This is a genomic window from Pseudomonas sp. GQ91 (assembly GCF_059758795.1).
The window spans coordinates 37,404-61,559 of record NZ_JCAXED010000001.1 but is presented as its reverse complement, the minus strand read 5'-3'; the positions used below and the strand labels follow the sequence as shown (position 1 = coordinate 61,559).

General features: G+C 60.1%; 21 protein-coding genes and 2 riboswitches. Of the genes, 11 read left to right on the top strand and 10 right to left on the bottom strand.

The genetic code is table 11. The annotated features are described in order from the left end of the window. Positions 1-3: 3 nt before the first annotated feature. Positions 4-1,071, bottom strand: a complete 1,068-nt coding sequence (gene cobW, locus AC6CIA_RS00225; RefSeq protein WP_498310085.1) for a cobalamin biosynthesis protein CobW — start codon at positions 1,069-1,071, stop codon at positions 4-6. Between the two features lie 93 nt (positions 1,072-1,164). Beyond that, positions 1,165-1,366, bottom strand: a riboswitch (cobalamin riboswitch). Positions 1,367-1,408: 42 nt separating this feature from the next. Beyond that, positions 1,409-1,635, top strand: a riboswitch (cobalamin riboswitch). A 95-nt stretch (positions 1,636-1,730) separates the two neighbouring features. Between cobW and AC6CIA_RS00220 the strand changes: the two genes are divergently transcribed. The 4 genes from AC6CIA_RS00220 to cobM all read left to right on the top strand — a co-directional run bounded on the left by AC6CIA_RS00220 (position 1,731) and on the right by cobM (position 3,869). Next, positions 1,731-1,919 carry a CbtB domain-containing protein gene (locus tag AC6CIA_RS00220; protein ID WP_084380862.1) on the top strand — a complete coding sequence of 63 codons (189 nt, stop codon included), beginning with the start codon at positions 1,731-1,733 and terminating at the stop codon, positions 1,917-1,919. A gap of 11 nt (positions 1,920-1,930) precedes the next feature. Continuing rightward, the gene (locus AC6CIA_RS00215; protein WP_498310084.1) at positions 1,931-2,632 is read left to right on the top strand and encodes a CbtA family protein; all 702 of its coding nucleotides are present in this window, start codon (positions 1,931-1,933) and stop codon (positions 2,630-2,632) included. Further along, positions 2,629-3,042 carry a cobalamin biosynthesis protein gene (locus tag AC6CIA_RS00210; RefSeq protein ID WP_498310083.1) on the top strand — a complete coding sequence of 138 codons (414 nt, stop codon included), beginning with the start codon at positions 2,629-2,631 and terminating at the stop codon, positions 3,040-3,042. The genes AC6CIA_RS00215 and AC6CIA_RS00210 overlap by 4 nt, the downstream gene beginning before the upstream one ends. Positions 3,043-3,122: 80 nt before the next feature. Continuing rightward, complete coding sequence (gene cobM, locus AC6CIA_RS00205; RefSeq protein WP_498310082.1) at positions 3,123-3,869, top strand: precorrin-4 C(11)-methyltransferase; 747 nt, start codon at positions 3,123-3,125, stop codon at positions 3,867-3,869. 239 nt (positions 3,870-4,108) lie between these two features. Here cobM and nfuA read toward each other — a convergent pair whose 3' ends face one another. After that, the gene (gene nfuA, locus AC6CIA_RS00200) at positions 4,109-4,693 is read right to left on the bottom strand and encodes a Fe-S biogenesis protein NfuA (protein WP_057436766.1); all 585 of its coding nucleotides are present in this window, start codon (positions 4,691-4,693) and stop codon (positions 4,109-4,111) included. 93 nt (positions 4,694-4,786) lie between these two features. After that, the gene (locus tag AC6CIA_RS00195; protein ID WP_498310081.1) at positions 4,787-7,078 is read right to left on the bottom strand and encodes a fatty acid cis/trans isomerase; all 2,292 of its coding nucleotides are present in this window, start codon (positions 7,076-7,078) and stop codon (positions 4,787-4,789) included. A gap of 164 nt (positions 7,079-7,242) precedes the next feature. Between AC6CIA_RS00195 and metH the strand changes: the two genes are divergently transcribed. Beyond that, positions 7,243-10,953, top strand: coding sequence for a methionine synthase (gene metH / locus AC6CIA_RS00190; RefSeq protein ID WP_498310080.1), 3,711 nt, complete (start codon positions 7,243-7,245; stop codon positions 10,951-10,953). A 250-nt stretch (positions 10,954-11,203) separates the two neighbouring features. After that, the gene (locus tag AC6CIA_RS00185; protein WP_339531321.1) at positions 11,204-11,422 is read left to right on the top strand and encodes a DUF2970 domain-containing protein; all 219 of its coding nucleotides are present in this window, start codon (positions 11,204-11,206) and stop codon (positions 11,420-11,422) included. A gap of 6 nt (positions 11,423-11,428) precedes the next feature. Here AC6CIA_RS00185 and AC6CIA_RS00180 read toward each other — a convergent pair whose 3' ends face one another. Beyond that, entirely contained in the window at positions 11,429-12,508 is a 1,080-nt protein-coding gene (locus AC6CIA_RS00180) for an ABC transporter substrate-binding protein (protein WP_498310079.1), read from the bottom strand. 449 nt (positions 12,509-12,957) lie between these two features. Between AC6CIA_RS00180 and AC6CIA_RS00175 the strand changes: the two genes are divergently transcribed. The 3 genes from AC6CIA_RS00175 (at position 12,958) to poxB (ending at position 16,977) form a co-directional block, all read left to right on the top strand. Then, positions 12,958-14,616 carry a nitrite/sulfite reductase gene (locus tag AC6CIA_RS00175; protein ID WP_498310078.1) on the top strand — a complete coding sequence of 553 codons (1,659 nt, stop codon included), beginning with the start codon at positions 12,958-12,960 and terminating at the stop codon, positions 14,614-14,616. Beyond that, on the top strand, positions 14,600-15,094 hold the full coding sequence (locus AC6CIA_RS00170) for a DUF934 domain-containing protein (RefSeq protein WP_339531327.1): 495 nt from the start codon (positions 14,600-14,602) through the stop codon (positions 15,092-15,094). Before AC6CIA_RS00175 ends, AC6CIA_RS00170 begins: the two co-directional genes overlap by 17 nt. A 158-nt stretch (positions 15,095-15,252) precedes the next feature. Further along, the gene (poxB, locus tag AC6CIA_RS00165) at positions 15,253-16,977 is read left to right on the top strand and encodes a ubiquinone-dependent pyruvate dehydrogenase (protein ID WP_498310077.1); all 1,725 of its coding nucleotides are present in this window, start codon (positions 15,253-15,255) and stop codon (positions 16,975-16,977) included. 61 nt (positions 16,978-17,038) lie between these two features. On the opposite strand, the gene AC6CIA_RS00160 is transcribed toward poxB, so the two are convergent. Beyond that, on the bottom strand, positions 17,039-17,596 hold the full coding sequence (locus AC6CIA_RS00160) for an NADPH-dependent FMN reductase (RefSeq protein ID WP_498310076.1): 558 nt from the start codon (positions 17,594-17,596) through the stop codon (positions 17,039-17,041). 225 nt (positions 17,597-17,821) lie between these two features. On the opposite strand from AC6CIA_RS00160, the gene AC6CIA_RS00155 reads away from it, so the two are divergent. Continuing rightward, positions 17,822-18,058: a hypothetical protein gene (locus AC6CIA_RS00155; RefSeq protein WP_498310075.1), complete on the top strand. Its 237-nt coding sequence runs from the start codon at positions 17,822-17,824 to the stop codon at positions 18,056-18,058. An 88-nt stretch (positions 18,059-18,146) separates the two neighbouring features. After that, positions 18,147-19,049: a LysR substrate-binding domain-containing protein gene (locus AC6CIA_RS00150; RefSeq protein WP_498310074.1), complete on the top strand. Its 903-nt coding sequence runs from the start codon at positions 18,147-18,149 to the stop codon at positions 19,047-19,049. 5 nt (positions 19,050-19,054) lie between these two features. On the opposite strand, the gene AC6CIA_RS00145 is transcribed toward AC6CIA_RS00150, so the two are convergent. From AC6CIA_RS00145 to AC6CIA_RS00125, 5 genes are all read right to left on the bottom strand, one after another. Next, complete coding sequence (locus tag AC6CIA_RS00145; RefSeq protein WP_498310073.1) at positions 19,055-19,636, bottom strand: GNAT family N-acetyltransferase; 582 nt, start codon at positions 19,634-19,636, stop codon at positions 19,055-19,057. An 8-nt stretch (positions 19,637-19,644) separates the two neighbouring features. Continuing rightward, entirely contained in the window at positions 19,645-21,900 is a 2,256-nt protein-coding gene (locus tag AC6CIA_RS00140; protein WP_498310072.1) for an Orn/Lys/Arg family decarboxylase, read from the bottom strand. Between the two features lie 93 nt (positions 21,901-21,993). Further along, positions 21,994-22,731: a DNA polymerase III subunit epsilon gene (gene dnaQ, locus AC6CIA_RS00135; protein WP_498310413.1), complete on the bottom strand. Its 738-nt coding sequence runs from the start codon at positions 22,729-22,731 to the stop codon at positions 21,994-21,996. A gap of 92 nt (positions 22,732-22,823) precedes the next feature. Next, complete coding sequence (rnhA, locus tag AC6CIA_RS00130) at positions 22,824-23,276, bottom strand: ribonuclease HI (RefSeq protein WP_029291380.1); 453 nt, start codon at positions 23,274-23,276, stop codon at positions 22,824-22,826. Between the two features lie 85 nt (positions 23,277-23,361). Further along, the gene (locus tag AC6CIA_RS00125) at positions 23,362-24,120 is read right to left on the bottom strand and encodes a class I SAM-dependent methyltransferase (protein ID WP_498310071.1); all 759 of its coding nucleotides are present in this window, start codon (positions 24,118-24,120) and stop codon (positions 23,362-23,364) included. Positions 24,121-24,156: the final 36 nt, after the last annotated feature.

Genomic DNA, 24,156 nt, shown 5'->3' with positions numbered 1-24,156 from the left:
GATTTAAACGCTGAGGGCGGCGCGCAGCTGCGCTTCGAGACCCGCCGCATCCAATGCCTGGCCGATCAACACCAACCGCGTGGTGCGGGCTTCATCAGCCCCCCAGGCACGGTCGAAATGCTTGTCGAAACGCGTCCCGACGCCCTGGATCAGCAGGCGCATCGGCTTGCCGGGAATCGCGGCGAAGCCTTTCACGCGCAGGATCCCGTGCTGCACCACCAGTTGCGCCAAAGCATCCAGCAGCCGCGCTTCGTCGGCCTGCGGCAGGTCAATGGAGATGGAGTCGAACGCATCGTGATCATGCTCATGATCGTCTTCACCTTCGTGATGATGATCGTGATGACTATGGCGCGCGTCGATATGTGCTTCGGAGCCAGCACCGAGGCCGATCAGCACATCCAGCGGCAGGCGACCACTGCTGGCTTCGATGACTTTCACCGCCGGCGGCAACTCTTGCGCCACTTCCAGGCGCACGCGGGCCAGGTCTTCAGGGCTGATCAAGTCGGTCTTGTTGAGGATCACCAGGTCGGCGCTGGCCAACTGGTCGGCAAACAACTCGTGCAGCGGCGACTCATGGTCCAGGTTCGGGTCAAGCTTGCGCTGGGCATCGACCTGATCCGGGAACGCGGCGAAGGTACCGGCCGCCACGGCCGGACTGTCGACCACGGTGATCACCGCGTCAACGGTGCAGGCGCTGCGGATTTCCGGCCACTGGAAGGCCTGGACCAGTGGTTTTGGCAGGGCCAGGCCCGAGGTTTCGATAAGGATGTGATCGAGGTCGCCACGACGAGCCACCAACTCCCGCATCACCGGAAAGAACTCTTCCTGGACGGTGCAGCACAGGCAGCCGTTGGCCAGTTCGTAGACCCGACCATTGGCTTCTTCTTCGGTGCAACCGATGGCGCACTGCTTGAGAATCTCACCGTCGATGCCCAATTCACCGAACTCGTTGACGATCACCGCGATGCGGCGGCCTTGCGCGTTGTCCAGCATATGCCGCAGCAAGGTGGTTTTACCTGATCCGAGGAAGCCGGTAACGATAGTGACGGGGAGTTTGGCCAGTGTTTTCATCGAATGCCCTTTAGGGCGGGCATACGGGACGACTGGCCCTGCGGCGGCGCGCAGAAACGAAATTCGTCACCGGATCACCCCGCCCGGTTGAAATGGAAAATCAGTTGCGAGGCAGGTCTCCTGGCTTGGGGCTTGCCGCTCTTTCGAGCGGCGCTGGCTGCGCCTTCCCGCCGGGTTCCGGCAGTGGCATGGCAGGCAGATAAACCCTTTACAGTTGCGGGGGCAGCCGCGGCATTGACCGCGTTCCCTTCTTAGCTTCGACCTCGGCCGAAGAACCTCGAAGCTGCAAGGCTACAGGGGCTCGGGCCATTTGACTACCATCCCCGGGCCATGCTCTCCTACGCATCTTGTTTCGGGTGCCCTTCACAGGGTGAAACGGGAAACCGGTAAATCCAGAGCTGTTTTTCAAGGCTCAGGACCAGTCCGGTGCTGCCCCCGCAACGGTAAGCGAGCGAAGTGTCAAATCCACTGTGCCAGCGGCATGGGAAGGTGACGCTTTTCGGGATGACTCTTTCCAGAGCCCCCCTCGCAAGCCCGGAGACCGGCCCGATCATTCAATAACAAACCCGCGGTGGGCGGGCGCTGTTCCGAACCCTGCGTGCCCGGCTCGCGGGGTTTGCATGCGCTCGTTTCACCCTGTCACTCGAAAGGGACGCGCCATGTCGATCATCAGCAGCACTTCGCCTACCGCCAGCAGCACCGCCACCTTGAGTCAGCGCCTGACCGCCGCCATTGGTGCGTCGATCCTCGGTGTGTGCCTGGTGTACTTCGCCGGGTTCTCGCACATCGAGGCCGTCCACAACGCCGCCCACGATACGCGCCACAGCGCCGCCTTCCCGTGCCATTGAGGGCTGTCGACATGATCAAGCGAATTGCCCAAACCGCCGGTTTTACCGGTCTGCTGGCCGCGCTGTTGTTGACCTTGCTGCAAAGCCTGTGGGTTGCCCCGCTGATTATCCAGGCGGAAGCCTATGAAAGCGCCCCGGCCGCCAGCGAGGTCCACGAGCACGCCGCAGGCACCGTGGCCCACAGCCACGACGCCGAAGCTTGGGCCCCGGAAGATGGCTGGCAGCGCGTGGTGTTCACCACGGGCAGTAATCTGGTGGTGGCGGTGGGTTTCGCACTATTGCTCGCCGGCCTGTACACCCTGCGCGCACCGACTCGTACGGCCCAGGGGTTGCTCTGGGGACTGGCCGGTTACGCCACGTTTGTGCTGGCGCCGACGTTGGGTCTGCCACCGGAATTGCCGGGCACCGCCGCGGCGGATCTGGCGCAACGGCAACTCTGGTGGATCGGCGCTGCTGCCTCCACAGCCGTGGGCATCGCACTGATCGCGTTTGGGCGTCATTGGCTACTGAAAATCCTCGGCGTGGCGATTCTGGCGGTGCCCCATGTGATTGGCGCGCCGCAACCGCTGGTGCACTCGATGTTGGCGCCTGAAGCCCTGGAAACGCAGTTCAAGCTCGCCTCGCAGTTGACCAACGTTGCATTCTGGCTGGCGCTGGGCTTGATCAGCGCCTGGTTGTTTCGCCGTAATCACGCCACTCAGTACGCGGCATGAGGCCAGACAGCACCACGCCGATCCTGGTGGTCGGCCTGGGTTGCCAGCGCGGTTGTGACGTCGACACCCTGCTCGCTCTGTTTCACACCGCCCTGGCTGCCGAGGGAGTCGATCCGCGGCGCATCAACGCGCTGGCCAGTATCGAGCACAAACGCGATGAACCGGGGTTGCTCGCACTGGCCAATGCCCTCCGGCTGCCGTTGCAGTTTTTCGCTGCCGAGCAATTGACGGTCTACGCCCCCCGGCTAAGCCACCGTTCGGCGCTGGCGTTTACCCACACCGGTTGCCACGGCATCGCCGAAAGTGCCGCCCTGGCCCTGGCCGAGCAGTTGTCTGGGGCCCCTGCCCGGCTGTTGATCACTCGCCAAAAAAACCCTCAGGCGACCTTTGCCTTGGCGTACGCCGGTTAAACGCCGGATAATCCCTTGTTTGATCATGAGCAAACTTCATCTGGAGCCTTGCTCACCTGCTTTTCCACAGGAATCCATTCATGACCGTCTTCTTCATCGGCGCCGGCCCCGGCGATCCGGAACTGATCACCGTCAAAGGCCAACGGCTGATCCGCAGTTGCCCGGTGATCATCTATGCCGGTTCCCTGGTGCCGGCCGCAGTGCTGGAAGGGCATCAGGCCGAACAGGTGATCAATAGCGCCGAGTTGCACCTGGAGCAGATCATCGATTTGATCAAGGACGCCCATGGCAAAGGTCAAGACGTGGCACGGGTGCATTCCGGTGATCCGAGCCTATATGGCGCGATTGGTGAGCAGATTCGGCACTTGCGGGAGCTGCAGATTCCCTTCCAGATCATTCCGGGAGTCACGGCAGTGGCGGCCTGCGCGGCCCTGCTGGAAAGTGAATTGACCCTGCCGGATATCGCCCAGAGCGTGATTTTGACGCGGTATGCGGACAAGACCACGATGCCGGCGAGGGAAAGCTTCGCCAGCCTGGCGCAGCATGGCACCACCATGGCAATTCACCTTGGCGTCAGTCATTTGCAAAAGATTGTTGCTGAGTTGTTGCCGCATTACGGCGCCGATTGCCCGATCGCCGTGGTGCATCGCGCAACCTGGCCGGATCAGGACTGGGCGATTGGTACATTGGCGGATATTGTCGAGAAAGCAGCAGCAAAAGGCTTCAGGCGTACTGCTTTGATTGTGGTGGGGCGGGTACTCGCCAGCGATAGTTTCAGCGAGTCATCACTGTATCGCGCAGGTCACGCGCACCTCTATCGTTCCTGACAAAGCAACGCAATGGCCGCCACCTGCTGCGGCGTGCTTAAAAAACGACGCCCCGCGTAATGCCGGTCAGTTAAGGGAACGCCAACTACTGTAGGAGCGAGCTTGCTCGCGAAGAACGCCAAGGCACCGCGTTTATCCTGAATGCACGCGTTATCGTTGACGTTTTTCGCGAGCAAGCTCGCTCCTACAGAAAAGGCTTAACTGACCGGCATTACACGGGGCGTCGTTTTTTGCCTTACTCAGTAGTAGGCGTTTTCTTTCTGCGTGTGATCGGTCACGTCGCGCACGCCCTTGAGTTCGGGAATCCGCTCCAGCAACGTGCGCTCGATACCTTCACGCAACGTCACATCGGCCTGGCCGCAGCCCTGGCAACCACCACCAAACTTCAGTACCGCGATACCGTCATCGACCACGTCGATCAAGCTGACCTGGCCACCGTGGCTGGCCAGCCCCGGGTTGATCTCGGTCTGCAGGTAATAGTTGATGCGTTCGTTGATCGGACTGTCGGCATTGACGTTCGGCACCTTGGCGTTGGGCGCCTTGATGGTCAGTTGGCCGCCCATGCGATCGGTGGCGTAGTCGACCACCGCATCGTCAAGGAAGGCTTCGCTGAACGCGTCGATATACGCAGTGAAGCTCTTGAGACCCAGCGCGGTGTCTTCGGGCTTTTCTTCACCCGGCTTGCAATAGGCAATGCACGTCTCTGCGTACTGGGTGCCGGGCTGGGTGATGAAGACGCGAATGCCGATACCCGGGGTGTTCTGCTTGGACAGCAGATCAGCCAGGTAATCGTGGGCGGCGTCGGTAATGGTTATGGCAGTCATGGAAACTCCTCACAGGCTTGCCGGCAGTTTACGCCAATCCTTGGAATGGCACAAAGTCCTAGTATTTTTGTCGGGAAAGGCCGAGGCGCGCAATCACAGGTTCTCATAGCGATTCATGTCCAGTACGCCCTCTTCCACTGGCGTCGTTTCACGGATGTAGCGCGACAGATCGTGGAAGTACCGCCAAAATTGCGGATGACTGCGGCGTATGCCCCAGCGCTCGACAATTCGCTCAAAACCCTGGGTGTCCTTGGCCCGCTGCATGTCCTCGACAAACTCGGGTACTTCCTCGGCAGGAACGTTGAAGATAAAGTTCGGATAACTGCTGAACACCCCCGGATAGATCGTCAGGGTGTCCAGCCCAGGCCGATAGCGATAGGCTTCGCCGAGCATAAAAGCCACATTGCTATGCGCGCGGTTACGCAACAGGCTGTACACCTCACGTTTGCCGCTACGGGTTTCGACACGCAGCATTGTGGCTTCCGGCAACTGCTCGATCACCTTGAGCCCCGCCGCCGGCCTGGAAGTCAGGCGACTCAGGGCTTGTTCGGCATCGCGCAGCGCCGGATCGATACCGGGCCGCGAGCAATACGCGCTGATACAGCGGTTGATCGGGTCCGGCCTGACATTCAGGGCGCCCGAGCGGGCCAGCAATTGCCTGGCGAAGTCACGCTTGGGCGACGTCTCGTCCAGTGTGAGCCCACTTGGCTTGTCATCATCAATGGCTTCGTAATCCAGCCACAACTTGACCTTGCCGCTGTTCTGGTACCAGTCGTCGAGAAACCCCTCGCGGGAGTCGGCCGGCATCAGGCGCAAGAAATTCTGCTCGGCGCCGTTGCGGATCAGATCGAAATACAAGCGCGTCTGCGCCTGATGAGAGACGTTACCGAACACATCAAAGTTGACCGCCAACTGATAGTAAGTGCGCTCCAGCAACGGGTAATCGAACAGCCACATCGTCTGCGGCACTTCGCCAACCAGGCCTTTCATTACCGAGGCGCTGTCGAAGTGGCGGAAGATGCTCAGCAACGCATTGTCATTGCCCATCCACAAGTCCGACCAGTCGGGCGCTGGCAGATCGGCGTAGTTGTCCCGGCGCAAGGCTTCGTATGCGTTGCGTTTGTCGCGATAGGCCAGCCACAGGCCCAGCACGCTGCCCACGTCATCGTTCTGCCCAGGCATCGCCAGCAATGGCGTGGCCTGACCGCGAAAACGCGCATCGGTGATGTACAAGTCGTGATCCGGGTCCTGGAACAAGGTCCAGAAGTTGTCGCGAATCACGTCCGTGGCAATCTGCCCACGGCACACCGGCCCGCGAATAAAGGTGCGCACGAAGTATTCGGCGTTATCAAGCATGAACTGATAACGCGCCTTGGCCGGGATCGCTTCGAAGGTCTCGAACGGGTTGGCCCTGCGCCCCGGTCCGTAGCCAGGCAGTGCCGCGACTTGCCAGTCGCCGCTGTAGAACAACGATTGGATGCGCGCCATTTTATCGGCACTGAATGGGTACGTGATGTGGGTCTTGTGGACGATGACCCCTTGTACCGGCCACAACCGGTAGTAAACCTGGGTGCCTGGGTCGTCATTCGGTCGACGGGTATTGATCAGGTCGATGGGCTGACCGCTCGGCGTGCGCGAACGCACCCACTGGAAAAAATGCCCTGGCTCGCCGTTTTCGAAGTAGATGTGGGCAAGGAACAAATGCTCGTACAACCAGCGCGCCACCAGGCTTTCCCGGGCACCGGGTTGGTTGAGCAGATTTTCCCATTGCCGCACCTGCACGGTTTCGGTGGCGCTTGGAGCCAGGTTTTGCTCATCAATAGGCGCGCCGGACGCCAGCCAGCGTTGCAGCGTCTGGTATTGCTGATCGGTCAGGCCGGTGACGGCAAGGGGCATGCCTTCCTTGGGATGGGCACCGGCGTACGCTTCAAATTCCCCCGGTAGCGGGCACATGTTTTGCCGATTCAGGCCCAGCACAATCTCCGCGGGCAGCTTGGCATTGGGCGCCACAGGCGTGCTGTGCCCCAGCTCGAGCATGCGCGCCATCAAGGCTGCCTGACTGCCCTGGGCGTCCAGCACAGAGTAAAAGCCCTTCCGTTGCCAGTCTGTTTTACCCATCGCGTCATAAAACAAACGGGTGGTCGGCGCGGCCCGGCTGCGCTCGCCGTCGTACACCGGCATTTTGCTCGCCCCGCGTGTCGCGCCCTCGGCACTGCCCAGGTTGAGCTGGCAGGCCGAGTCGTAGCACGCATGGCAGGCCACGCATTTCTCAGTGAAAATAGGCTGAATATCACGGGTATAGGAAATCGCCGGAGCGGTGCCTTGCGCCTGTGCAGAGTTGGCCATCAACGCCAGGGCGGCGCTGATGATGAGGCGAAGTGACATGTATCCGGTCCCGATGCAATGCGTGCGCTGAAAAGTGCGGTGATTCTACCGGGCCATGCCCCTCTCCAACATGAACGATATTCATGCAAAACCCGAACATGCTCCAATAGTGCACAGGTTTGCTATGATCCCCACCCTCCGTAATGCCTGACCAGAGTAGCCCCATGTCCGATCGTAGCGCGCGTCTGCAAGCCCTTCACCAAGCCCTCAAGGAACGCATTCTGATCCTCGACGGCGGCATGGGCACGATGATCCAGAGCTACAAGCTGGAGGAACAGGACTACCGTGGCAAACGTTTCGCTGACTGGCCGAGCGACGTCAAGGGCAACAACGACCTGTTGCTGCTCAGCCGCCCGGATGTCATCGCCTCCATCGAGAAGGCTTATCTGGACGCCGGTGCCGATATTCTCGAAACCAATACCTTCAACGCCACTCAAGTGTCCCAGGCGGACTACGGCATGGAGTCGCTGGCCTACGAATTGAACGTGGAAGGCGCACGCGTGGCCCGTAGAGTGGCCGACGCAAAAACCCTGGAGACCCCGGACAAGCCACGCTTCGTCGCGGGAGTCCTGGGCCCGACCAGCCGCACCTGCTCGCTGTCTCCCGACGTGAACAACCCCGGCTATCGCAACGTCACCTTCGATGAACTGGTGGAAAACTACACCGAGGCCACCAAAGGTCTGATCGAAGGCGGTGCGGACATGATCCTCATCGAAACCATCTTCGACACCCTGAATGCCAAGGCCGCGATCTTCGCCGTGCAAGGCGTGTATGAAGAACTGGGCTTCGAGCTGCCGATCATGATTTCCGGCACCATCACCGACGCCTCCGGCCGCACCCTGTCCGGCCAGACCACCGAAGCGTTCTGGAACTCCATCGCCCACGCCAAGCCGATTTCCGTTGGCTTGAACTGCGCACTCGGCGCCAGCGAACTGCGGCCGTATCTGGAAGAACTCTCCAACAAGGCCGACACCTATGTGTCAGCACACCCGAACGCCGGCCTGCCCAACGAATTCGGCGAGTACGACGAGTTGCCCGCGCAAACCGCCAAGGTCATCGAAGAATTCGCCCAGAGCGGCTTCCTCAATATCGTCGGCGGTTGCTGCGGCACCACGCCAGGCCACATCGAAGCGATTGCCAATGCTGTCGCCGGCTATGCGCCACGGCCAATCCCGGATATTCCCAAGGCCTGCCGCCTGTCGGGCCTGGAGCCGTTCACCATCGATCGCCAGTCGCTGTTCGTCAACGTCGGCGAACGCACGAATATCACCGGTTCAGCCAAGTTTGCGCGGCTGATCCGTGAAGACAACTACACCGAAGCCCTGGAAGTGGCCCTGCAGCAGGTCGAAGCCGGCGCTCAGGTGATCGACATCAACATGGACGAGGGCATGCTCGATTCGAAGAAGGCCATGGTGACCTTCCTCAATCTGATTGCCGGGGAACCGGACATCTCCCGCGTACCGATCATGATCGACTCCTCCAAGTGGGAAGTCATCGAAGCGGGCCTCAAGTGCATCCAGGGCAAGGGCATCGTCAACTCCATCAGCATGAAGGAAGGCGTCGAGCAGTTCATCCAGCACGCCAAACTGTGCAAGCGCTACGGCGCCGCCGTGGTGGTGATGGCTTTCGACGAAGCCGGCCAGGCCGACACCGAGGCGCGCAAGAAAGAAATCTGCAAACGTTCCTATGACATCCTGGTCAATGAAGTTGGCTTCCCGCCACAAGACATTATCTTCGACCCGAACATCTTCGCCGTCGCCACCGGCATCGAGGAGCACAACAACTACGCGGTCGACTTCATCAATGCCTGCGCCTATATCCGCGACGAATTGCCCTACGCGCTGTCCTCGGGCGGTGTGTCCAACGTGTCGTTCTCGTTCCGTGGCAACAACCCGGTGCGCGAGGCGATTCACTCGGTATTCCTGCTGTACGCGATCCGCAGCGGCCTGACCATGGGCATCGTCAACGCCGGTCAACTGGAGATCTACGACCAGATCCCCGCCGAGCTGCGCGACGCCGTGGAAGACGTGGTGCTCAACCGCACGCCGGAAGGCACCGACGCGCTGCTCGCCATCGCCGACAAGTACAAGGGCGATGGCAGCGTCAAGGAAGCCGAGACCGAGGAATGGCGCGGCTGGGACGTCAACAAACGCCTGGAGCACGCACTGGTCAAGGGCATTACCACGCACATCGTTGAAGACACCGAAGAGTCCCGGCAGTCGTTCGCCCGCCCCATCGAAGTGATCGAAGGCCCGTTGATGTCCGGCATGAACATCGTTGGCGACCTGTTCGGCGCCGGGAAAATGTTCCTGCCCCAGGTGGTGAAGTCCGCCCGTGTGATGAAACAGGCCGTGGCTCACCTGATTCCGTTTATCGAACTGGAGAAAGGCGACAAACCGGAAGCCAAGGGCAAGATTCTGATGGCCACGGTCAAAGGCGATGTACACGACATCGGCAAGAACATTGTCGGCGTAGTGCTGGGTTGCAACGGTTATGACATCGTCGACCTCGGGGTGATGGTGCCGGCGGAAAAAATCCTGCAGGTGGCCAAGGAGCAGAAGTGCGACATCATCGGCCTGTCCGGACTGATCACGCCGTCACTGGATGAAATGGTGCATGTGGCCCGCGAGATGCAGCGCCAGGACTTCCATCTACCGCTGATGATCGGCGGGGCCACGACGTCCAAGGCCCACACGGCGGTGAAGATCGAACCCAAGTACAGCAACGACGCGGTGATCTATGTCACCGACGCATCCCGCGCCGTGGGCGTTGCAACCCAATTGCTGTCCAAGGAACTGAAAGCCGGTTTTGTCGAGAAAACCCGCCTGGAATACATCGACGTGCGCGAACGCACCGCCAACCGCAGCGCACGTACCGAGCGCCTGAGCTACGCGGCAGCGGTCGCGAAGAAGCCGCAGTTCGACTGGAGCAGTTACACACCGGTCACACCGACGTTCACCGGCGCCAAGGTGCTGGACAATATCGATCTAAATGTCCTGGCCGACTACATCGACTGGACGCCGTTTTTTATCTCCTGGGACCTGGCCGGCAAATTCCCACGCATTCTCCAGGACGAGGTGGTAGGTGAAGCGGCAACCGCGCTCTATAAAGACGCGCGGGAAATGCTCAGCAAGTTGATCGATGAAAAACTCATCAGCGCCCGCGCGGTATTCGGCTTCTGGCCGGCCAACCAGGTGCAGGACGACGACCTGGAAGTGTATGGCGACGACGGCCAGCCCCTGGCGCGCCTGCATCACCTGCGCCAGCAGATCATCAAGACCGACGGCAAGCCGAACTTCTCCCTGGCCGACTTCGTTGCCCCCAAGGACAGCGGCGTGACCGACTACATTGGCGGTTTTATCACCACCGCCGGCATCGGTGCCGAAGAAGTGGCCAAGGCTTATCAGGACGCCGGCGACGACTACAACTCGATCATGGTCAAGGCCCTGGCCGACCGCCTGGCCGAAGCCTGCGCCGAATGGCTGCACCAGCAAGTGCGGAAAGACTACTGGGGTTATGCCAAGGATGAAGCGCTGGATAACGAGGCGTTGATCAAGGAGCAATACAGCGGCATCCGCCCTGCCCCCGGCTACCCGGCCTGCCCGGACCACACCGAGAAAGGCACGCTGTTCCAGTTGCTGGACCCGCAAGCCCGCGAAATGCAACCCGGGCGCAGCGGCGTGTTCCTCACCGAGCACTACGCGATGTTCCCGGCGGCGGCGGTCAGCGGCTGGTACTTCGCCCATCCGCAGGCGCAATACTTTGCGGTAGGCAAGATCGACAAGGATCAGGTGACCAGCTACACGACCCGCAAGCGCCAGGACCTGAGCGTGACCGAGCGCTGGCTGGCGCCGAACCTGGGTTACGACAACTGATCCCTGCGCCATTTCTCAGGAATCTATTTTCGCGAGCGCATGCCCTTCTGTAGGAGCGAGCTTGCTCGCGAAGATCGTTAACGATGACGCGGGAAATCTGACACCCCGAGGCGATCTCGGGTTTTTCGCGAGCAAGCTCGCTCCTACACGGGCTCTGCCCGCCCCCTCAAAAACAGCAGGAACAAGGAAAACGCCAGGGCAAGGAAATTGGCTATGCTCTCCTCAGGCACTTTGTAACCAAGGGGGATGTATGGACGATCCAGTCGACAACAAGCCGCCGACGTTCTGGCAAATGCTCCACAGTGTGATGGCCGCCGCGTTTGGCGTGCAAAGCGGGAAAAATCGCGCCAGGGACTTTACCCACGGCAAGCCCAGCCACTTTTTAATGCTGGGCATCCTGTTTACCGCTGTTTTCGCCCTGACCCTGTTCGGCATCGTCAAGCTGGTATTGCACCTGGCCGGGATGTAGGCGCGCCTAGTCCAGCAGCAGCTGCAAGCTGAAGGGATATTGATAGGTGGCGGGCTGGCCGACGGCTGATAGAGCGCGAAAGTCGACGCCATCGCCCTCTTGGGCGCGCATGTCGAGCAAACGCTGTGCGTCTCGCGGGTCAATCAACCGGTGCAACTTGACCCGCCGCTCGCGCCCGCCGTGCTGTTCGATATCCACACCCCTGGCGTCATCATGCAGCAGCACCATCGCCCAGCCCCCGACAGTGAAATGCCCAGCCACCAACGCACTGATCCGCCCGTCGAGGCGCGCTTGCAGAGCCTCGGGCGAGCTGTTGACGGCGCTGAACAACACCTCCCTGCCGGGCACGCGCCCGCTGCCACGCAGCGCCTGCATGACACCCAGGGCCATTTCATCATTGGCCGACCAGATCAGGGTGGTTTGCGGGTAGCGCTTGAACAACTGGGTGGCTTGCTCGAACGCACGTTCACGCGTCCATTCGCCGTGGACCAGTTGGCGCAGAGACACTTCAGGATGCTCCCGCAAGGCACGCCGCAAACCCTGCTCGCGCAGTTGCGCGGCGGGCGTGTTTTTAGCCCCGGAGAACGCCAGCAAGTCAATCCTTTCACCGGGTTGTGCCGGGCCACGCAGACTGAGCAACTCTTTGAGCATCAGGTAGCCTGCCTCTTCATCATCGGCGGTGATGCTGCCCAGCCAGTCGGGGTATTTGCCGGCGTTCAACAATTGCACCTGATCACGCGTCAGGGCGTTATTGACGATCAACAGCTTGACACCACTGTTGTGCGACAAGCGCATGATCTGCGGCGCGACATATTGCTCGTTGACCAACACCAGATAATCCGGGCGTTGCGGCCCCTGGAGCGCCTCGCGCGCCTGGCGGAGGGTGTTTTGCGAGTCGCGCTCGGAATAGCGCACGCGCAAATCCAGGTCGAGGTCCTTGGCGGCGGCCTGCATGAATTGCGCATACGTGACCCAGAAGGTTTCAGTGGACGTGCCTGGGTTGAGAAAGACCACTGAAGTGGCGTGGGCCATTGACCCGAATGTCATCCCCAACCAGCAAAGGCACCCGCAAAAAACCTTGAACATTGTAGCCCGAACCTCGAAATTGGCCGACCAGTGTAATGGCAATAAGCCTTTTAACCTTGGCTATTTGCTATATGTCGAACAATCGAGGGCCAGTCGGCCTCTTTATTGATGACTGACCCAAAACACGGCGGCTGAAACCACCAGGATAATCAGGAATAGAATCGCCCAAGCGTCCACGGTACTGTCGTTTTTACGGACTTTGGTTGGATTGCTCATCGCATCGCCTCTTGTCGGTTTTATGGGTGATTGCATTAAGACTCGCCCACAGTAAAGTTCATGATTGCCCTTATGACAAATGTGGGCATGTCGATCATTCGCCTCATTAGTCGATTTGGTTCTTTACATATACTCAAACATCACTTTTGCGCATAACCGCAAACTGGTATCGTGCGCCGGCTCCTTTGGGAGTGCGCGGCCGTGCGCGCAGATTTGCCGAGAACAGGACCTATATGTACGTATACGACGAATACGATCAGCGCATCATCGAGGACCGCGTCAAGCAGTTCCGTGATCAGACCCGACGCTATCTGGCAGGCGAGCTGAGCGAGGAAGAGTTCCGCCCTCTGCGCCTGCAAAATGGCCTTTATGTTCAGCGCTTTGCGCCGATGCTGCGCGTTGCCGTGCCTTACGGCCAGCTCACTTCGCGCCAGGCGCGAATGATGGCCAAAATTGCCCGCGACTTCGACAAAGGCTACGCCCACATCAGCACCCGCCAGAACGTACAGTTCAATTGGCCGGCACTCGAGGATGTGCCGGACATCCTGGCTGAATTGGCTACCGTGCAGATGCACGCGATTCAGACCAGCGGTAACTGCCTGCGCAACGTGACCACCGACCAGTTCGCTGGCGTCGCCGCCGACGAGCTGATCGATCCGCGTCCCTGGTGTGAAATCGTCCGTCAATGGACCACTTTCCACCCTGAGTTCGCCTACCTGCCGCGCAAGTTCAAGATCGCCATCAATGGCTCGACCTCCGACCGCGCCGCCATCGAAGTCCACGACATCGGCCTGGAGCCGGTCTACAACGCCGCCGGCGAACTGGGCTTCCGGGTGCTGGTAGGTGGCGGCCTGGGCCGTACGCCAGTGGTCGGCGCGTTCATCAACGAATTTCTGCCGTGGCAGGACCTGTTGAGCTACCTCGACGCGATCCTGCGGGTCTACAACCGTTATGGCCGTCGTGACAACAAGTACAAGGCGCGGATCAAGATCCTCGTGAAAGCGCTGACGCCTGAGGTATTTGCCCAGAAAGTCGATGCCGAAATGCAGCACCTGCGTGGTGGCCAGACCACTTTGACCGAGGCCGAGGTACACCGTGTTGCCAAACACTTCGTCGATCCGGACTACAAGACCCTGAGCAATCTGGACGCCGAGTTCGCCGAGCTTGACCAACAGCACCCGGGCTTCGCTCGCTGGCGTGCACGCAACACGCTCGCCCACAAGCAACCGGGCTATGTGGCGGTGACCTTGTCGCTGAAGCCCACCGGCGTGGCTCCGGGCGATATCACCGACAAGCAACTGGACGCCGTGGCCGACCTGGCCGAGCGCTACAGCTTCGGTCAACTGCGCACCTCCCACGAGCAGAACATCATCCTGGCTGACGTTGAGCAGAGCCAGTTGTTCACGCTGTGGGGTGAATTGCGCGAAGGCGGTTTCGCGACGCCGAACATTGGCCTGCTGACCGATATTATCTGCTGCCCGGGCGGCGATTTCTGCTCCCTGGCCAACGCCAAGTCGATCCCGATCGCCGAGTCGATCCAGCGCCGTTTCGACGACCTGGACTACCTGTTCGACATCGGCGAGCTGGACCTCAACATCTCCGGCTGCATGAACGCCTGTGGTCACCACCACGTCGGCCATATCGGCATCCTCGGGGTGGACAAGAAAGGCGAAGAATTCTATCAAGTGTCCCTGGGCGGCAGCGCCAGCCGCGATGCGAGCCTGGGCAAGATCCTCGGCCCATCCTTCGCCCAGGAAGCCATGCCCGAGGTAATCGGCAAGTTGATCGACGTGTATGTCGAGCAACGCACCGAAGATGAGCGCTTCATCGATACCTACCAGCGCATCGGCATTGACCTGTTCAAGGAGCGCGTCTATGCAGCGAATCATTAAGAACAACGAAGTGGTCGACGAAACCTGGCACCTGCTGCCCAAGGACGCGACGTTCGATGGCATTTCCAACTGCGACGACCTGATCGTGCCGCTGTCGCTCTGGCGTGAACACGGCCATGCCCTCAAGGCCCGCGACGGCGGCCTGGGAGTCTGGCTCGACGCCGACGAAGAAGCCGAGGAAATCGGTGCCGACGTGCAACACTTCCAGGTCATCGCATTAAATTTCCCGGCCTTTACCGATGGGCGCAACTACTCCAACGCGCGGTTGTTGCGCGACCGTTATGCGTACAAAGGTGAGTTGCGGGCCATTGGTGATGTGCTGCGTGACCAACTGTTCTACCTGCGCCGCTGCGGTTTCGATGCGTTCGCCTTGCGTGCGGACAAAGACCCGTACGAAGCCCTGGAAAGCCTGAAGGACTTCTCGGTGACGTACCAGGCTGCAACGGACGAGCCGCTGCCGCTGTTTCGTCGCCGCTAAGCGCTGACCACACAAAAGCCCTGATCTCTGGGAAGCCGGATTTCAGGGCTTTTTTTTGGCTGAAATAATCTTCACGTGTAAAACCTGAGTCATTCTCGCCCTGGAACTGTCCCCTATTGATCAGCAGCTTTTGCACTCACTGACGATTGGAGTTCTTCATGGCGAAAATCACCCTGGCCCAGCAACTGGCCACCACCCTTGAGCAAGCGGGCATCAAGCGTATCTGGGGCTTGACCGGCGACAGCCTCAACGGCCTCACCGACGCCCTGCGCACCATGGACAGTATCGAGTGGATGCACGTGCGCCATGAGGAGGTCGCGGCCTTCGCCGCGGGCGCTGAAGCGGCGGCCACTGGCGAGCTGACGGTGTGCGCCGGCAGTTGTGGACCGGGCAATCTGCACTTGATCAACGGTTTGTTCGATTGTCACCGCAACCATGTTCCGGTACTGGCGATTGCCGCGCAGATCCCGTCTTCGGAAATCGGCCTGAACTACTTCCAGGAAACTCATCCCCAGGAGTTGTTCAAGGAGTGCAGCCATTTTGTCGAGCTGGTAAGTAATCCCGAACAAATGCCGCATGTGCTGCACCGCGCCATGCGCGCAGCCATTCTCAACCGCGGCGTGGCGGTCGTGGTGATTCCGGGCGATATCTCGCTGCTGGAAGTGGAAGACACGTTTAAACCATGGCCGCGCCTGTTGGCCCCGAGAACCCTGCCCGCCACCCAGGACCTCGAACGCCTGACCGAACTCCTTGAACAGAGCAAAGCCGTCACGCTGCTATGCGGCAGCGGTTGCGCCGGCGCCCACGACGAGGTGGTCGCCCTCGCCGATGCCTTGGGTGCGCCTGTGGTGCATGCCTTGCGCGGCAAGGAGCATGTGGAATGGGATAACCCGTTCGACGTCGGCATGACCGGCCTGATCGGTTTCAGTTCGGGCTATCATGCCATGCTCAAGTGCGACACCCTGATCATGCTGGGCACTGACTTTCCCTATCGTCAGTTCTACCCTTCTGACGCAAAAATCATTCAGGTTGACCGTAATCCGCAGGCCCTCGGGCGTCGCGTCACGCTGGACCTGGGGATCGCCGCCGACGTCCGCGAGACCCTTCAAGCCTTGTTGCCGCGCCTGGCCCGCAACCGCGATCGCAGCTTTCTGGAGTCCTCCCTCAAGCACTACGAGAAAGCCCGGCAAGGCCTGGACGACCTGGCGCAACCGTCCAAGGCGGGCCGCCCGATCCATCCGCAATATGTAACCCGTTTGCTCAGTGAGCTGGCGGACGAAGATGCCATCTTTACCGCCGATGTCGGGTCGCCCACCGTATGGGCGGCGCGCTATCTGCGCATGAATGGCAAGCGTCGGTTGATCGGCTCCTTCAATCACGGCTCCATGGCCAATGCGATGCCCCAGGCCATTGGCGCCCAGGCCGCCTTTGCGGGGCGCCAGGTCATAGCGTTATCGGGGGACGGTGGTTTCAGCATGTTGATGGGGGATTTCATTTCCCTGGCGCAATTGCAACTGCCGGTAAAAGTCATCGTCTACGACAACGCTTCGCTGGGTTTCGTGGCCATGGAGATGAAGGCTGCCGGCTACCTGGACACCGGCACCGAACTGAAAAACCCGGATTTTGCCGCCATGTCCAACGCCATGGGCATTCTCGGGATACGCGTTGAACAATCCGAAGACCTGGAACCGGCTCTACGTCGCGCCCTGGCGCATGATGGCCCGGTATTGGTGGATGTGGTGACCGCGACCCAGGAACTGGCCATGCCGCCGAGCATCAAGCTGGAACAGGCCAAAGGGTTCAGCCTGTATATGCTCAAAGCGGTGATGAGCGGGCGTGGCGACGAAGTGATCGAACTGGCACGCACCAACTGGTTCAGATAGCTGGTTCAGATAGCCGCCTGCAGCCACCGGTAGACGCGAGTATCTACCGGTGGCGGGCGTGTCAGCCCTGTTGCTTTTCCACCCACTTGCCGTAAGCGTCGATAAACGCCTGCAGGAACGGTTTGGTTTTGTCCGAGACGTTGCCGGCCTCGTCAAACGCATTGCCCGCGCCGCCCAGATAGGCTTCGGGTTGCTGCATGCAGGCGACATCGAGAAACACCAACGACTGGCGCAAATGGTGATTGGCGCCAAAACCGCCGATGGCGCCGGGCGACACGCTGATAATTGCACCCGGCTTGCCGCTCCAGGCGCTCTGGCCGTAAGGGCGAGAGCCGACATCGATGGCGTTCTTCAAGGCCGCCGGCACGGAGCGGTTGTATTCGGGGGTGACGAACAATACCGCGTCGCACGCCCGCAGTTGCTGGCGGAATGCACTGTAGGCGGCAGGCGGCGTTTGGCCGTCGATGTCTTCGTTATACATCGGCAACTCGCCAATCTCGACAATTTTCAGGTTGAGGTTCGAAGGTGCCAACGCCGCCAATGCCAGGGCGACCTTGCGGTTGATCGACTCTTTTCTCAAGCTGCCGACCAGTACGGCAATCTCGTAGACCTTGCTCATTGGTTGTTCCCGATTTCTGACTAAAGGAGCGTGTAGTTATAAAGACTTCGCCCCACGATCACCAGCACGCTCGACACTCGCGCAGGCGTTTATCTGGCATAACCCGAGGCAGGAACCCTTTGAAAAAGTAAACGAATAGTATTTTTTTCATACAGGTAAACTACCCCGCTCAACGACGGTCTACAGAACCGCAAATCGGTGTTTATCTCCAGAGGTTCTAAACAGATGGCAGCAGTACTTGTTGGACAATTCCATGCCCGAGACGCGGAAGGTCGCGTTTACTCCGTGCATGAATTCCAGGAATCCGACCCGCAGCATGATGGTTTGGCTGGCTCGGCACTCACCACCACCTACAAGCTGGCCATTGGCGACCGTGTAGAAAAACTGCAAGGCGATGAGTTCAAACTGATTCAATCGGGCACTATCATCGTTCGCGAGCCAGAAACCATTCTCGCGTCTTAAGCTAATGCACCCGGCAGAAGTCATGTGGACGGACTTGGGTTAGGATTCAAGCCTTGAACTCCTCACCTGCTGGACATGGACTTCACGCATGCGTTTACGTCATATCGAAGTGATTCAGGCCATTTTGCAGACCGGCCACCTCGGCACCGCTGCCGAATGGTTGCAACTGACTGTGTCCGATGTCGATGCCACTCTGAAGGACGCCGAGCGACAGTTGGGCTTCATGCTGTTTGCCAGCGTCCGGGGCAGGCTCCAGGCCACCCGTGAGGCGCTGGAACTGCAAAGCGCGATTGCCCCGCTCTACGAAGCCCTGGAACCGGTGCAACGCCTGGCCAGCAGCCTGAAAAACCACCACGCCCCGCCGCTACGCACGCTGTGCATTCCCCCGCTGGCCAATCAATTGCTGCCGCAAAGCATTGCTGCGCTGCGACGCCGGTTCCAGGACACACCCTGCAATCTGTCTAGCCAGGCGACCCGCGATATTGTGAAGAGCCTGCTGCTCGGCGAAGCCGACCTTGGCCTCAGCCTGCATGACCCCGAACATCCGCAAATCAGTAGCACCGTACTGGCACAGGGCAAGTTGCAATTGCTGGCGCCTCACGGCTGGCTCAAGCCACGCCAGAAATACAGTGCGCTGCAGGAGCTGGCCGGACAGTCAATGATCGGCCTGGAAGACCAGGACCCGCTGAGCCTGCTACTGGCGAGCAAACTGCAGGCACTGCGTCCGCCACCGGTGGTGCAGACTCGGGTGCAGACCTACCAGATGATGCGCAGCATGGTCGAGGCCGGAGAAGGTCTGGCGATAGTCGATCCGTTCACCGCCAGCGGCGGCCGGGAATCCGGACTGGATACGTGTCCATTGTCCCCTCCGGTCATGGTGAATCTGTATGCGCTGACGCTCAAGGGCAGCACCGCCCCTCCGGCGCTGAATGCGTTGCTGGAAATCATCACGCAGAAAGCCGAAGGTTTACTGGCGGCGACGGTTTCTTGAATACATCAGGTCCGTTCCAACTCTGATTTGAATAGCCGGTACCAGAAAATCGCCACTTCCGAGGTCTGCGGGTCAATCCCGCGATATCGCAGGTGGTCGATCCCGCCCAGCACATAACCGCAACGCTCATACAGGCGACAAGCGCCAAGGTTGTTGTTCTGGGTTTCCAGCATCATGCCCGGCAGGTTTTTCTTGCGGCTCCAGAACTGTGCGACGTCCAACAATGCCTTGGCCACGCCATGCCTTCGTGCCGGCACGACCACCGCCAGCTCGTCGACATGCGCAAAACCGTTCCAATTGGTGCTGACCACAATATGCCCGACGGCGCGATCATCCAGATAGGCCATAAATACCGCACTGTCGGCCGCATCGCGATAGCTGGCGAACTCCTCCGGATCAATGCCGTAGCACTTGCGATACGGCGGGACCTGTTCCACAGCCCACTGATCGACACTCCTGCCCAACTCGGGCGCGCCGTAGACACTGACCTCAAAGCTGAAATCGTTGCCCCATACGTAGGCGTCAAATCCCTCATCAGCGACTCGCACACTGAGCCCTGGGTACTTCGGATTCATGACAGCTTGCATAACTATCCTTAACGCTTGATGCAATCAACGGTGTAACAACGACCCTTGCCGCCGTCTTCGTGTTGCAGTCCATGAACATCGGCAACAAAACCGGGGAAACTGCTATCGAACTCCCTGGCGAATGCCAGGTAGTCGATGATCGATCGTGTCGACTCGGTAAAGCGCTCTCCGGGCATGATCAGCGGAATGCCTGGTGGATAAGGCACCAGCATCACGGCGGCGATACGCCCCTGCAAGGCGTCGATACAGACCGCTTCGACTTCGCCGCGCACCAACTGGTCGTAGGCATCGGCGGGTTTCATCGCCACCTCCGGCAAGACGGTGTACATGCGCTTGAGATGCTTGGCCGTGGCGTTACTGCGATAACATCCGTGCAACTGGTTGCACAGGTCTTGCAATCCCAACCCCTGATAGCGCGCCGGGCTTTGTTGAAACACCGAAGGCAGACAACTGGCCAGGCTTACGTTGGCGTCATGACTTCGCTTGAACTCCAGCAATTCGGTGAGCAGGGTACTCCACTTGCCCTTGGTGATGCCCATGGAAAACAGCACGAGGAACGAATACAGGCCGGTTTTTTCCACCACCAACCCACGCTCCCACAGAAACTTGCTGACCACCGCCGCCGGGATACCGCAGTCACTCAAGGCCCCGCCCGCCGTCAGGCCGGGCATCACCAGCGTTACCTTGATCGGGTCGAGCAGCACATAATCTTCGGCCACCTCACCAAAACCATGCCAGTCGGCTTCGGGCTGCAATAACCAGTCGTCGGTAGCGACGCGGTCGATTCCCGCCACTGAAGGCGGTTGCCAGATGGAAAACCACCAGTCGTCAGCGCCGATATGCTGACGCAAATTGGCCAGGGCACGCCGGAAACTCAAGGCTTCATCGAACATTTCCTGCAGCAACGAGCGCCCCGCCGGGCCCTCCATCATCGCCGACGCCACATCCAGGGAGGCGATGATGCTGTACTGCGGCGAGGTCGAGATATGCATCATGAATGCTTCATTGAAACGGTCGCGATCCAGTTGCCGGGCACCGCCGTCCTGGACATGGATCATCGAGGCCTGACTGAAGGCCGCCAGCAATTTGTGTGTGGAATGCGTGGTAAACACCAGCGGGCTGTCAACGCTGCGCGAAGTGCCCATGCCGTAGCGTCCGGCAAAGAACTCGTGGAAGGCCGCGTAGGCATACCAGGCTTCGTCAAAATGCAGCACCTCGACGCTGTCACCCAATTGCTGCTTGATCAGTTCGGCGTTGTAGCACAGGCCGTCGTAGGTGGAATTGGTGACCACCGCCAGCTTGACCTTGGGCACGCGGCCACGGGTCAGCGGGCTGGCATCGATTTTCGCGCGAATCGACTCGCGACTGAACTCGGTCAGTGGAATCGGACCGATGATTCCGAGTTCATTGCGTTCAGGGCACAGGTACAACGGAATGGCGCCGGTCATGATGATCGAGTGCAAAACCGACTTGTGGCAATTGCGGTCTACCAGCACCAGATCGTCGCGTCCGACCATTGAATGCCAGACAATCTTGTTGGCGGTCGAGGTGCCGTTAATCACGAAAAAGGTGTGATCCGCCCCGAAGTTGCGCGCGGCGCGCGCCTCAGCCGCAGCCAAAGGCCCGGTGTGATCCAGCAGCGATCCCAGTTCCGGGACCGACACCGATAAATCCGAACGCAGGGTGTTTTCCCCAAAAAACTGGTGGAACGCCTGCCCTACCGGGCTTTTGCGGTAGGCCACGCCGCCGCCGTGACCCGGCGTGTGCCAGGAGTAATTGGAATCGGCGGTGTGTTGCACCAGCGCCTTGAAAAATGGCGGCAACAGACCATCCAGGTAGGTTCGGGCAGCGCGCGCCACCTGCCTGGCCAGAAACGGCACAGTGTCTTCGAACAAATAGAGAATGCCACGCAGTTGATTGAGTTCGCTCATGGCATCCGCCGGAGCGTTTTCCAGCGTGACTTGTTCGCCCAGGGCGAAGATCGGCAGGTTCGGTGCACGCACCCGCGCCAAGCGAATCAGTTCGACCATGTTTTGCAGCAGATGGGTGTTTTCGCCGGCGCCTTCGGCGGCGATCAGCATGCAGGCCAAGCCATGATGCGTAGAAGCCACCAGGCGGCCTTCGGCATAGTCCACGGCGGAAAATACACTGAAGCCCTCTTGTTCCAACTCCCGGGCAATGCCCCTGACTCGATCACCGGCAACGGTGTCCGCCTTGATGTCGCGATGCACGATAAGGATGGGAAACTTCAGGTCTTTATACATGGGAGCCACGTGTCCTGAGGGCGATGTACTCAGGGTAGAAGCTCGGGACAGTTGTCGCGAATGAAGATTGACGCCGCGGGAGGCCGATGCCGCCTACTCGGCCAATTGGCTCCACAGCGCCGGGGCGCCTGCCGACTTGGCGATGGCCTCAAGACGCGCGGCATGCTCGGCCATGTCCTGCTCGCTGGCTCGGATGATGGTCGTGGGGATGCGGTCTGACGGCAGGCGGCGGATTTCCGAAGGTCGATTCCCCGAGCCTTCCGCAGAGCCGTTGCCATCCGAAGCGTTACCCGCCAGCGACAGGCTGGTCTGGCCGCCCGTCATGGTCAGGTAAACGTCGGCCAGGATCTCGGAGTCGAGCAAGGCGCCGTGCAATTCACGACCGGAGTTGTCGACGCCATAACGCTTGCACAAGGCGTCGAGACTGTTGCGCTGGCCCGGGTGCCGCTCACGCGCCATCATCAAGGTATCGAGGATGGTGCAGTGACGGCTGATATCAGCCCGGTCCGATTGCCCCATCAAGGCGAATTCATTGTTGATGAAGCCAACGTCGAACGCGGCGTTATGAATGATCAGTTGCGCGCCTTCGATAAATGCAAAAAACTCATCGGCGACTTCAGCGAAACGCGGTTTACCCACCAGGAATTCGTTGGTGATGCCGTGGACGCCGATGGCGCCCTCGTCACTTTCGCGGTCCGGTTGCAGGTACACGTGAAAATGGCGACCGGTCAGGCGGCGCCCTATCAGTTCGACACAACCAATTTCAATGATCCGGTGGCCATCGGTCACCGGCATGCCGGTGGTTTCGGTATCGAGTACAACAGATCGGATGGCCATCAGGGTTCAGCTCTCAACGGTGTGGTGTATTTCAAGGGGCGCAATATTAACACGTCGCTTGCAGGACCGGGACCGCGCGGTCCTGCTCAGCTCTGCTTGTAGCCGCGCACTTCATCCACGCCCCGATTGGCCAACTGGTCGGCCCGTTCGTTGCCGGGATGGCCGATATGCCCACGCACCCATTTCCAGGTGATGTTATGGCGATTACATTGCTCGTCGAGCAACTGCCACAGGTCGGCGTTCTTCACCGGTTCCTTGGCTGCGGTTTTCCAACCGCGCTTTTTCCAGTTGACCATCCACTCATTGATGCCTTTCATGACGTACTGGGAGTCAGTCACCAGCAACACGTCGCAACGCCGCTTGAGTTCCTCCAGGCCGCGAATCGCGCCCATCAACTCCATGCGATTGTTCGTCGTGTTGGCCTCGCCGCCCCACAGTTCCTTCTCCACGCCCTTGCATACCAATAACGCGCCCCAGCCGCCGGGGCCGGGATTACCTTTGCAGGCGCCATCGGTGAAGAGTTCTACGCTATCGGTCATTACGTTATCCATCAAAACGGGCTGCCGACAATCGGCCGGCGCAACCCGAGGCCGCGAAGTCCGGCCTGAATGCTTAAAGAGTGTTTTATTGCTCGCAGGACCGACGATTGACCTTGGCCAACGGCATCGGCACCAGCTTGCTCATCGGTTCGCGTCGCACCTGACGGACTGGCCGCAGCCCGACCACGATCTTGCGGGCCACCAGCAGATAGAAACCGCCGCCGGACAACTGCCAGGTACCGGCCTTGCGTTCCCAGCCTGCCAGGCGGCCCTGCCACTTGCTCGACGCGAGCGGCGGACGATAGCACCCGAAGCGGCGTTTCTCCAGTGCGAAGCCCAGCAGGTTCAACCAGTCGCCGACCCTCGATGGCGAGATGCAGCGTGCCCGTTTCAACCCGTCATGGGCAAAGACGTGCCGCAGGCCCCAGGTACTCCAAGGGTTGATGCCGATAATCAGCAAATGGCCACCAGGGCGCACGCTGCTGGCCGCTTCCCGTAACAGGCCGTGGGGGGAAAGGCAGAAATCCAGGCCGTGCTGCAGCACCACCACATCGGCAGCGTGCTCGCTCAACGGCCAGGCCTGTTCCTCACAGACAATCTCCACGCCCGGCAACGGCGCCCCCAGACGGACGTTGCGCTGTACCTGGGGCGCAGGCGGGGGTGTTTGAGCCGAAGGGCCGTAATGCACGAGATAACCGCCAAAGAAGCGCCCCAGCTCATCCTCGAGCATGCGCCGCTCTTCCTCCAGCAGAAATTGTCCGATCGGCCCATTCAGCCAATCGCGGGCCGCACCGATCAGGGCCAGCCACTCAGGATCGGCCTGGGCGAACGCTTTATCAGTCATTGCATTCTCCAAACACGCCAAGACGTTCTAAGATGC

Bases quoted from the DNA above. Each gene is read 5' to 3' on its own strand.
- AC6CIA_RS00215 (WP_498310084.1), top strand. From the start codon at position 1,931: ATGATCAAGCGAATTGCCCAAACCGCCGGTTTTACCGGTCTGCTGGCC.
- cobM (WP_498310082.1), top strand. From the start codon at position 3,123: ATGACCGTCTTCTTCATCGGCGCCGGCCCCGGCGATCCGGAACTGATC.
- AC6CIA_RS00195 (WP_498310081.1), bottom strand. From the start codon at position 7,078: ATGTCACTTCGCCTCATCATCAGCGCCGCCCTGGCGTTGATGGCCAAC.
- AC6CIA_RS00160 (WP_498310076.1), bottom strand. From the start codon at position 17,596: ATGAGCAAGGTCTACGAGATTGCCGTACTGGTCGGCAGCTTGAGAAAA.
- AC6CIA_RS00145 (WP_498310073.1), bottom strand. From the start codon at position 19,636: ATGCAAGCTGTCATGAATCCGAAGTACCCAGGGCTCAGTGTGCGAGTC.
- AC6CIA_RS00175 (WP_498310078.1), top strand. From the start codon at position 12,958: ATGTACGTATACGACGAATACGATCAGCGCATCATCGAGGACCGCGTC.
- AC6CIA_RS00150 (WP_498310074.1), top strand. From the start codon at position 18,147: ATGCGTTTACGTCATATCGAAGTGATTCAGGCCATTTTGCAGACCGGC.
- AC6CIA_RS00210 (WP_498310083.1), top strand. From the start codon at position 2,629: ATGAGGCCAGACAGCACCACGCCGATCCTGGTGGTCGGCCTGGGTTGC.
- AC6CIA_RS00180 (WP_498310079.1), bottom strand. From the start codon at position 12,508: ATGTTCAAGGTTTTTTGCGGGTGCCTTTGCTGGTTGGGGATGACATTC.
- AC6CIA_RS00155 (WP_498310075.1), top strand. From the start codon at position 17,822: ATGGCAGCAGTACTTGTTGGACAATTCCATGCCCGAGACGCGGAAGGT.
- AC6CIA_RS00125 (WP_498310071.1), bottom strand. From the start codon at position 24,120: ATGACTGATAAAGCGTTCGCCCAGGCCGATCCTGAGTGGCTGGCCCTG.
- metH (WP_498310080.1), top strand. From the start codon at position 7,243: ATGTCCGATCGTAGCGCGCGTCTGCAAGCCCTTCACCAAGCCCTCAAG.
- nfuA (WP_057436766.1), bottom strand. From the start codon at position 4,693: ATGACTGCCATAACCATTACCGACGCCGCCCACGATTACCTGGCTGAT.
- AC6CIA_RS00140 (WP_498310072.1), bottom strand. From the start codon at position 21,900: ATGTATAAAGACCTGAAGTTTCCCATCCTTATCGTGCATCGCGACATC.
- AC6CIA_RS00170 (WP_339531327.1), top strand. From the start codon at position 14,600: ATGCAGCGAATCATTAAGAACAACGAAGTGGTCGACGAAACCTGGCAC.
- AC6CIA_RS00220 (WP_084380862.1), top strand. From the start codon at position 1,731: ATGTCGATCATCAGCAGCACTTCGCCTACCGCCAGCAGCACCGCCACC.
- rnhA (WP_029291380.1), bottom strand. From the start codon at position 23,276: ATGACCGATAGCGTAGAACTCTTCACCGATGGCGCCTGCAAAGGTAAT.
- cobW (WP_498310085.1), bottom strand. From the start codon at position 1,071: ATGAAAACACTGGCCAAACTCCCCGTCACTATCGTTACCGGCTTCCTC.
- poxB (WP_498310077.1), top strand. From the start codon at position 15,253: ATGGCGAAAATCACCCTGGCCCAGCAACTGGCCACCACCCTTGAGCAA.
- AC6CIA_RS00185 (WP_339531321.1), top strand. From the start codon at position 11,204: ATGGACGATCCAGTCGACAACAAGCCGCCGACGTTCTGGCAAATGCTC.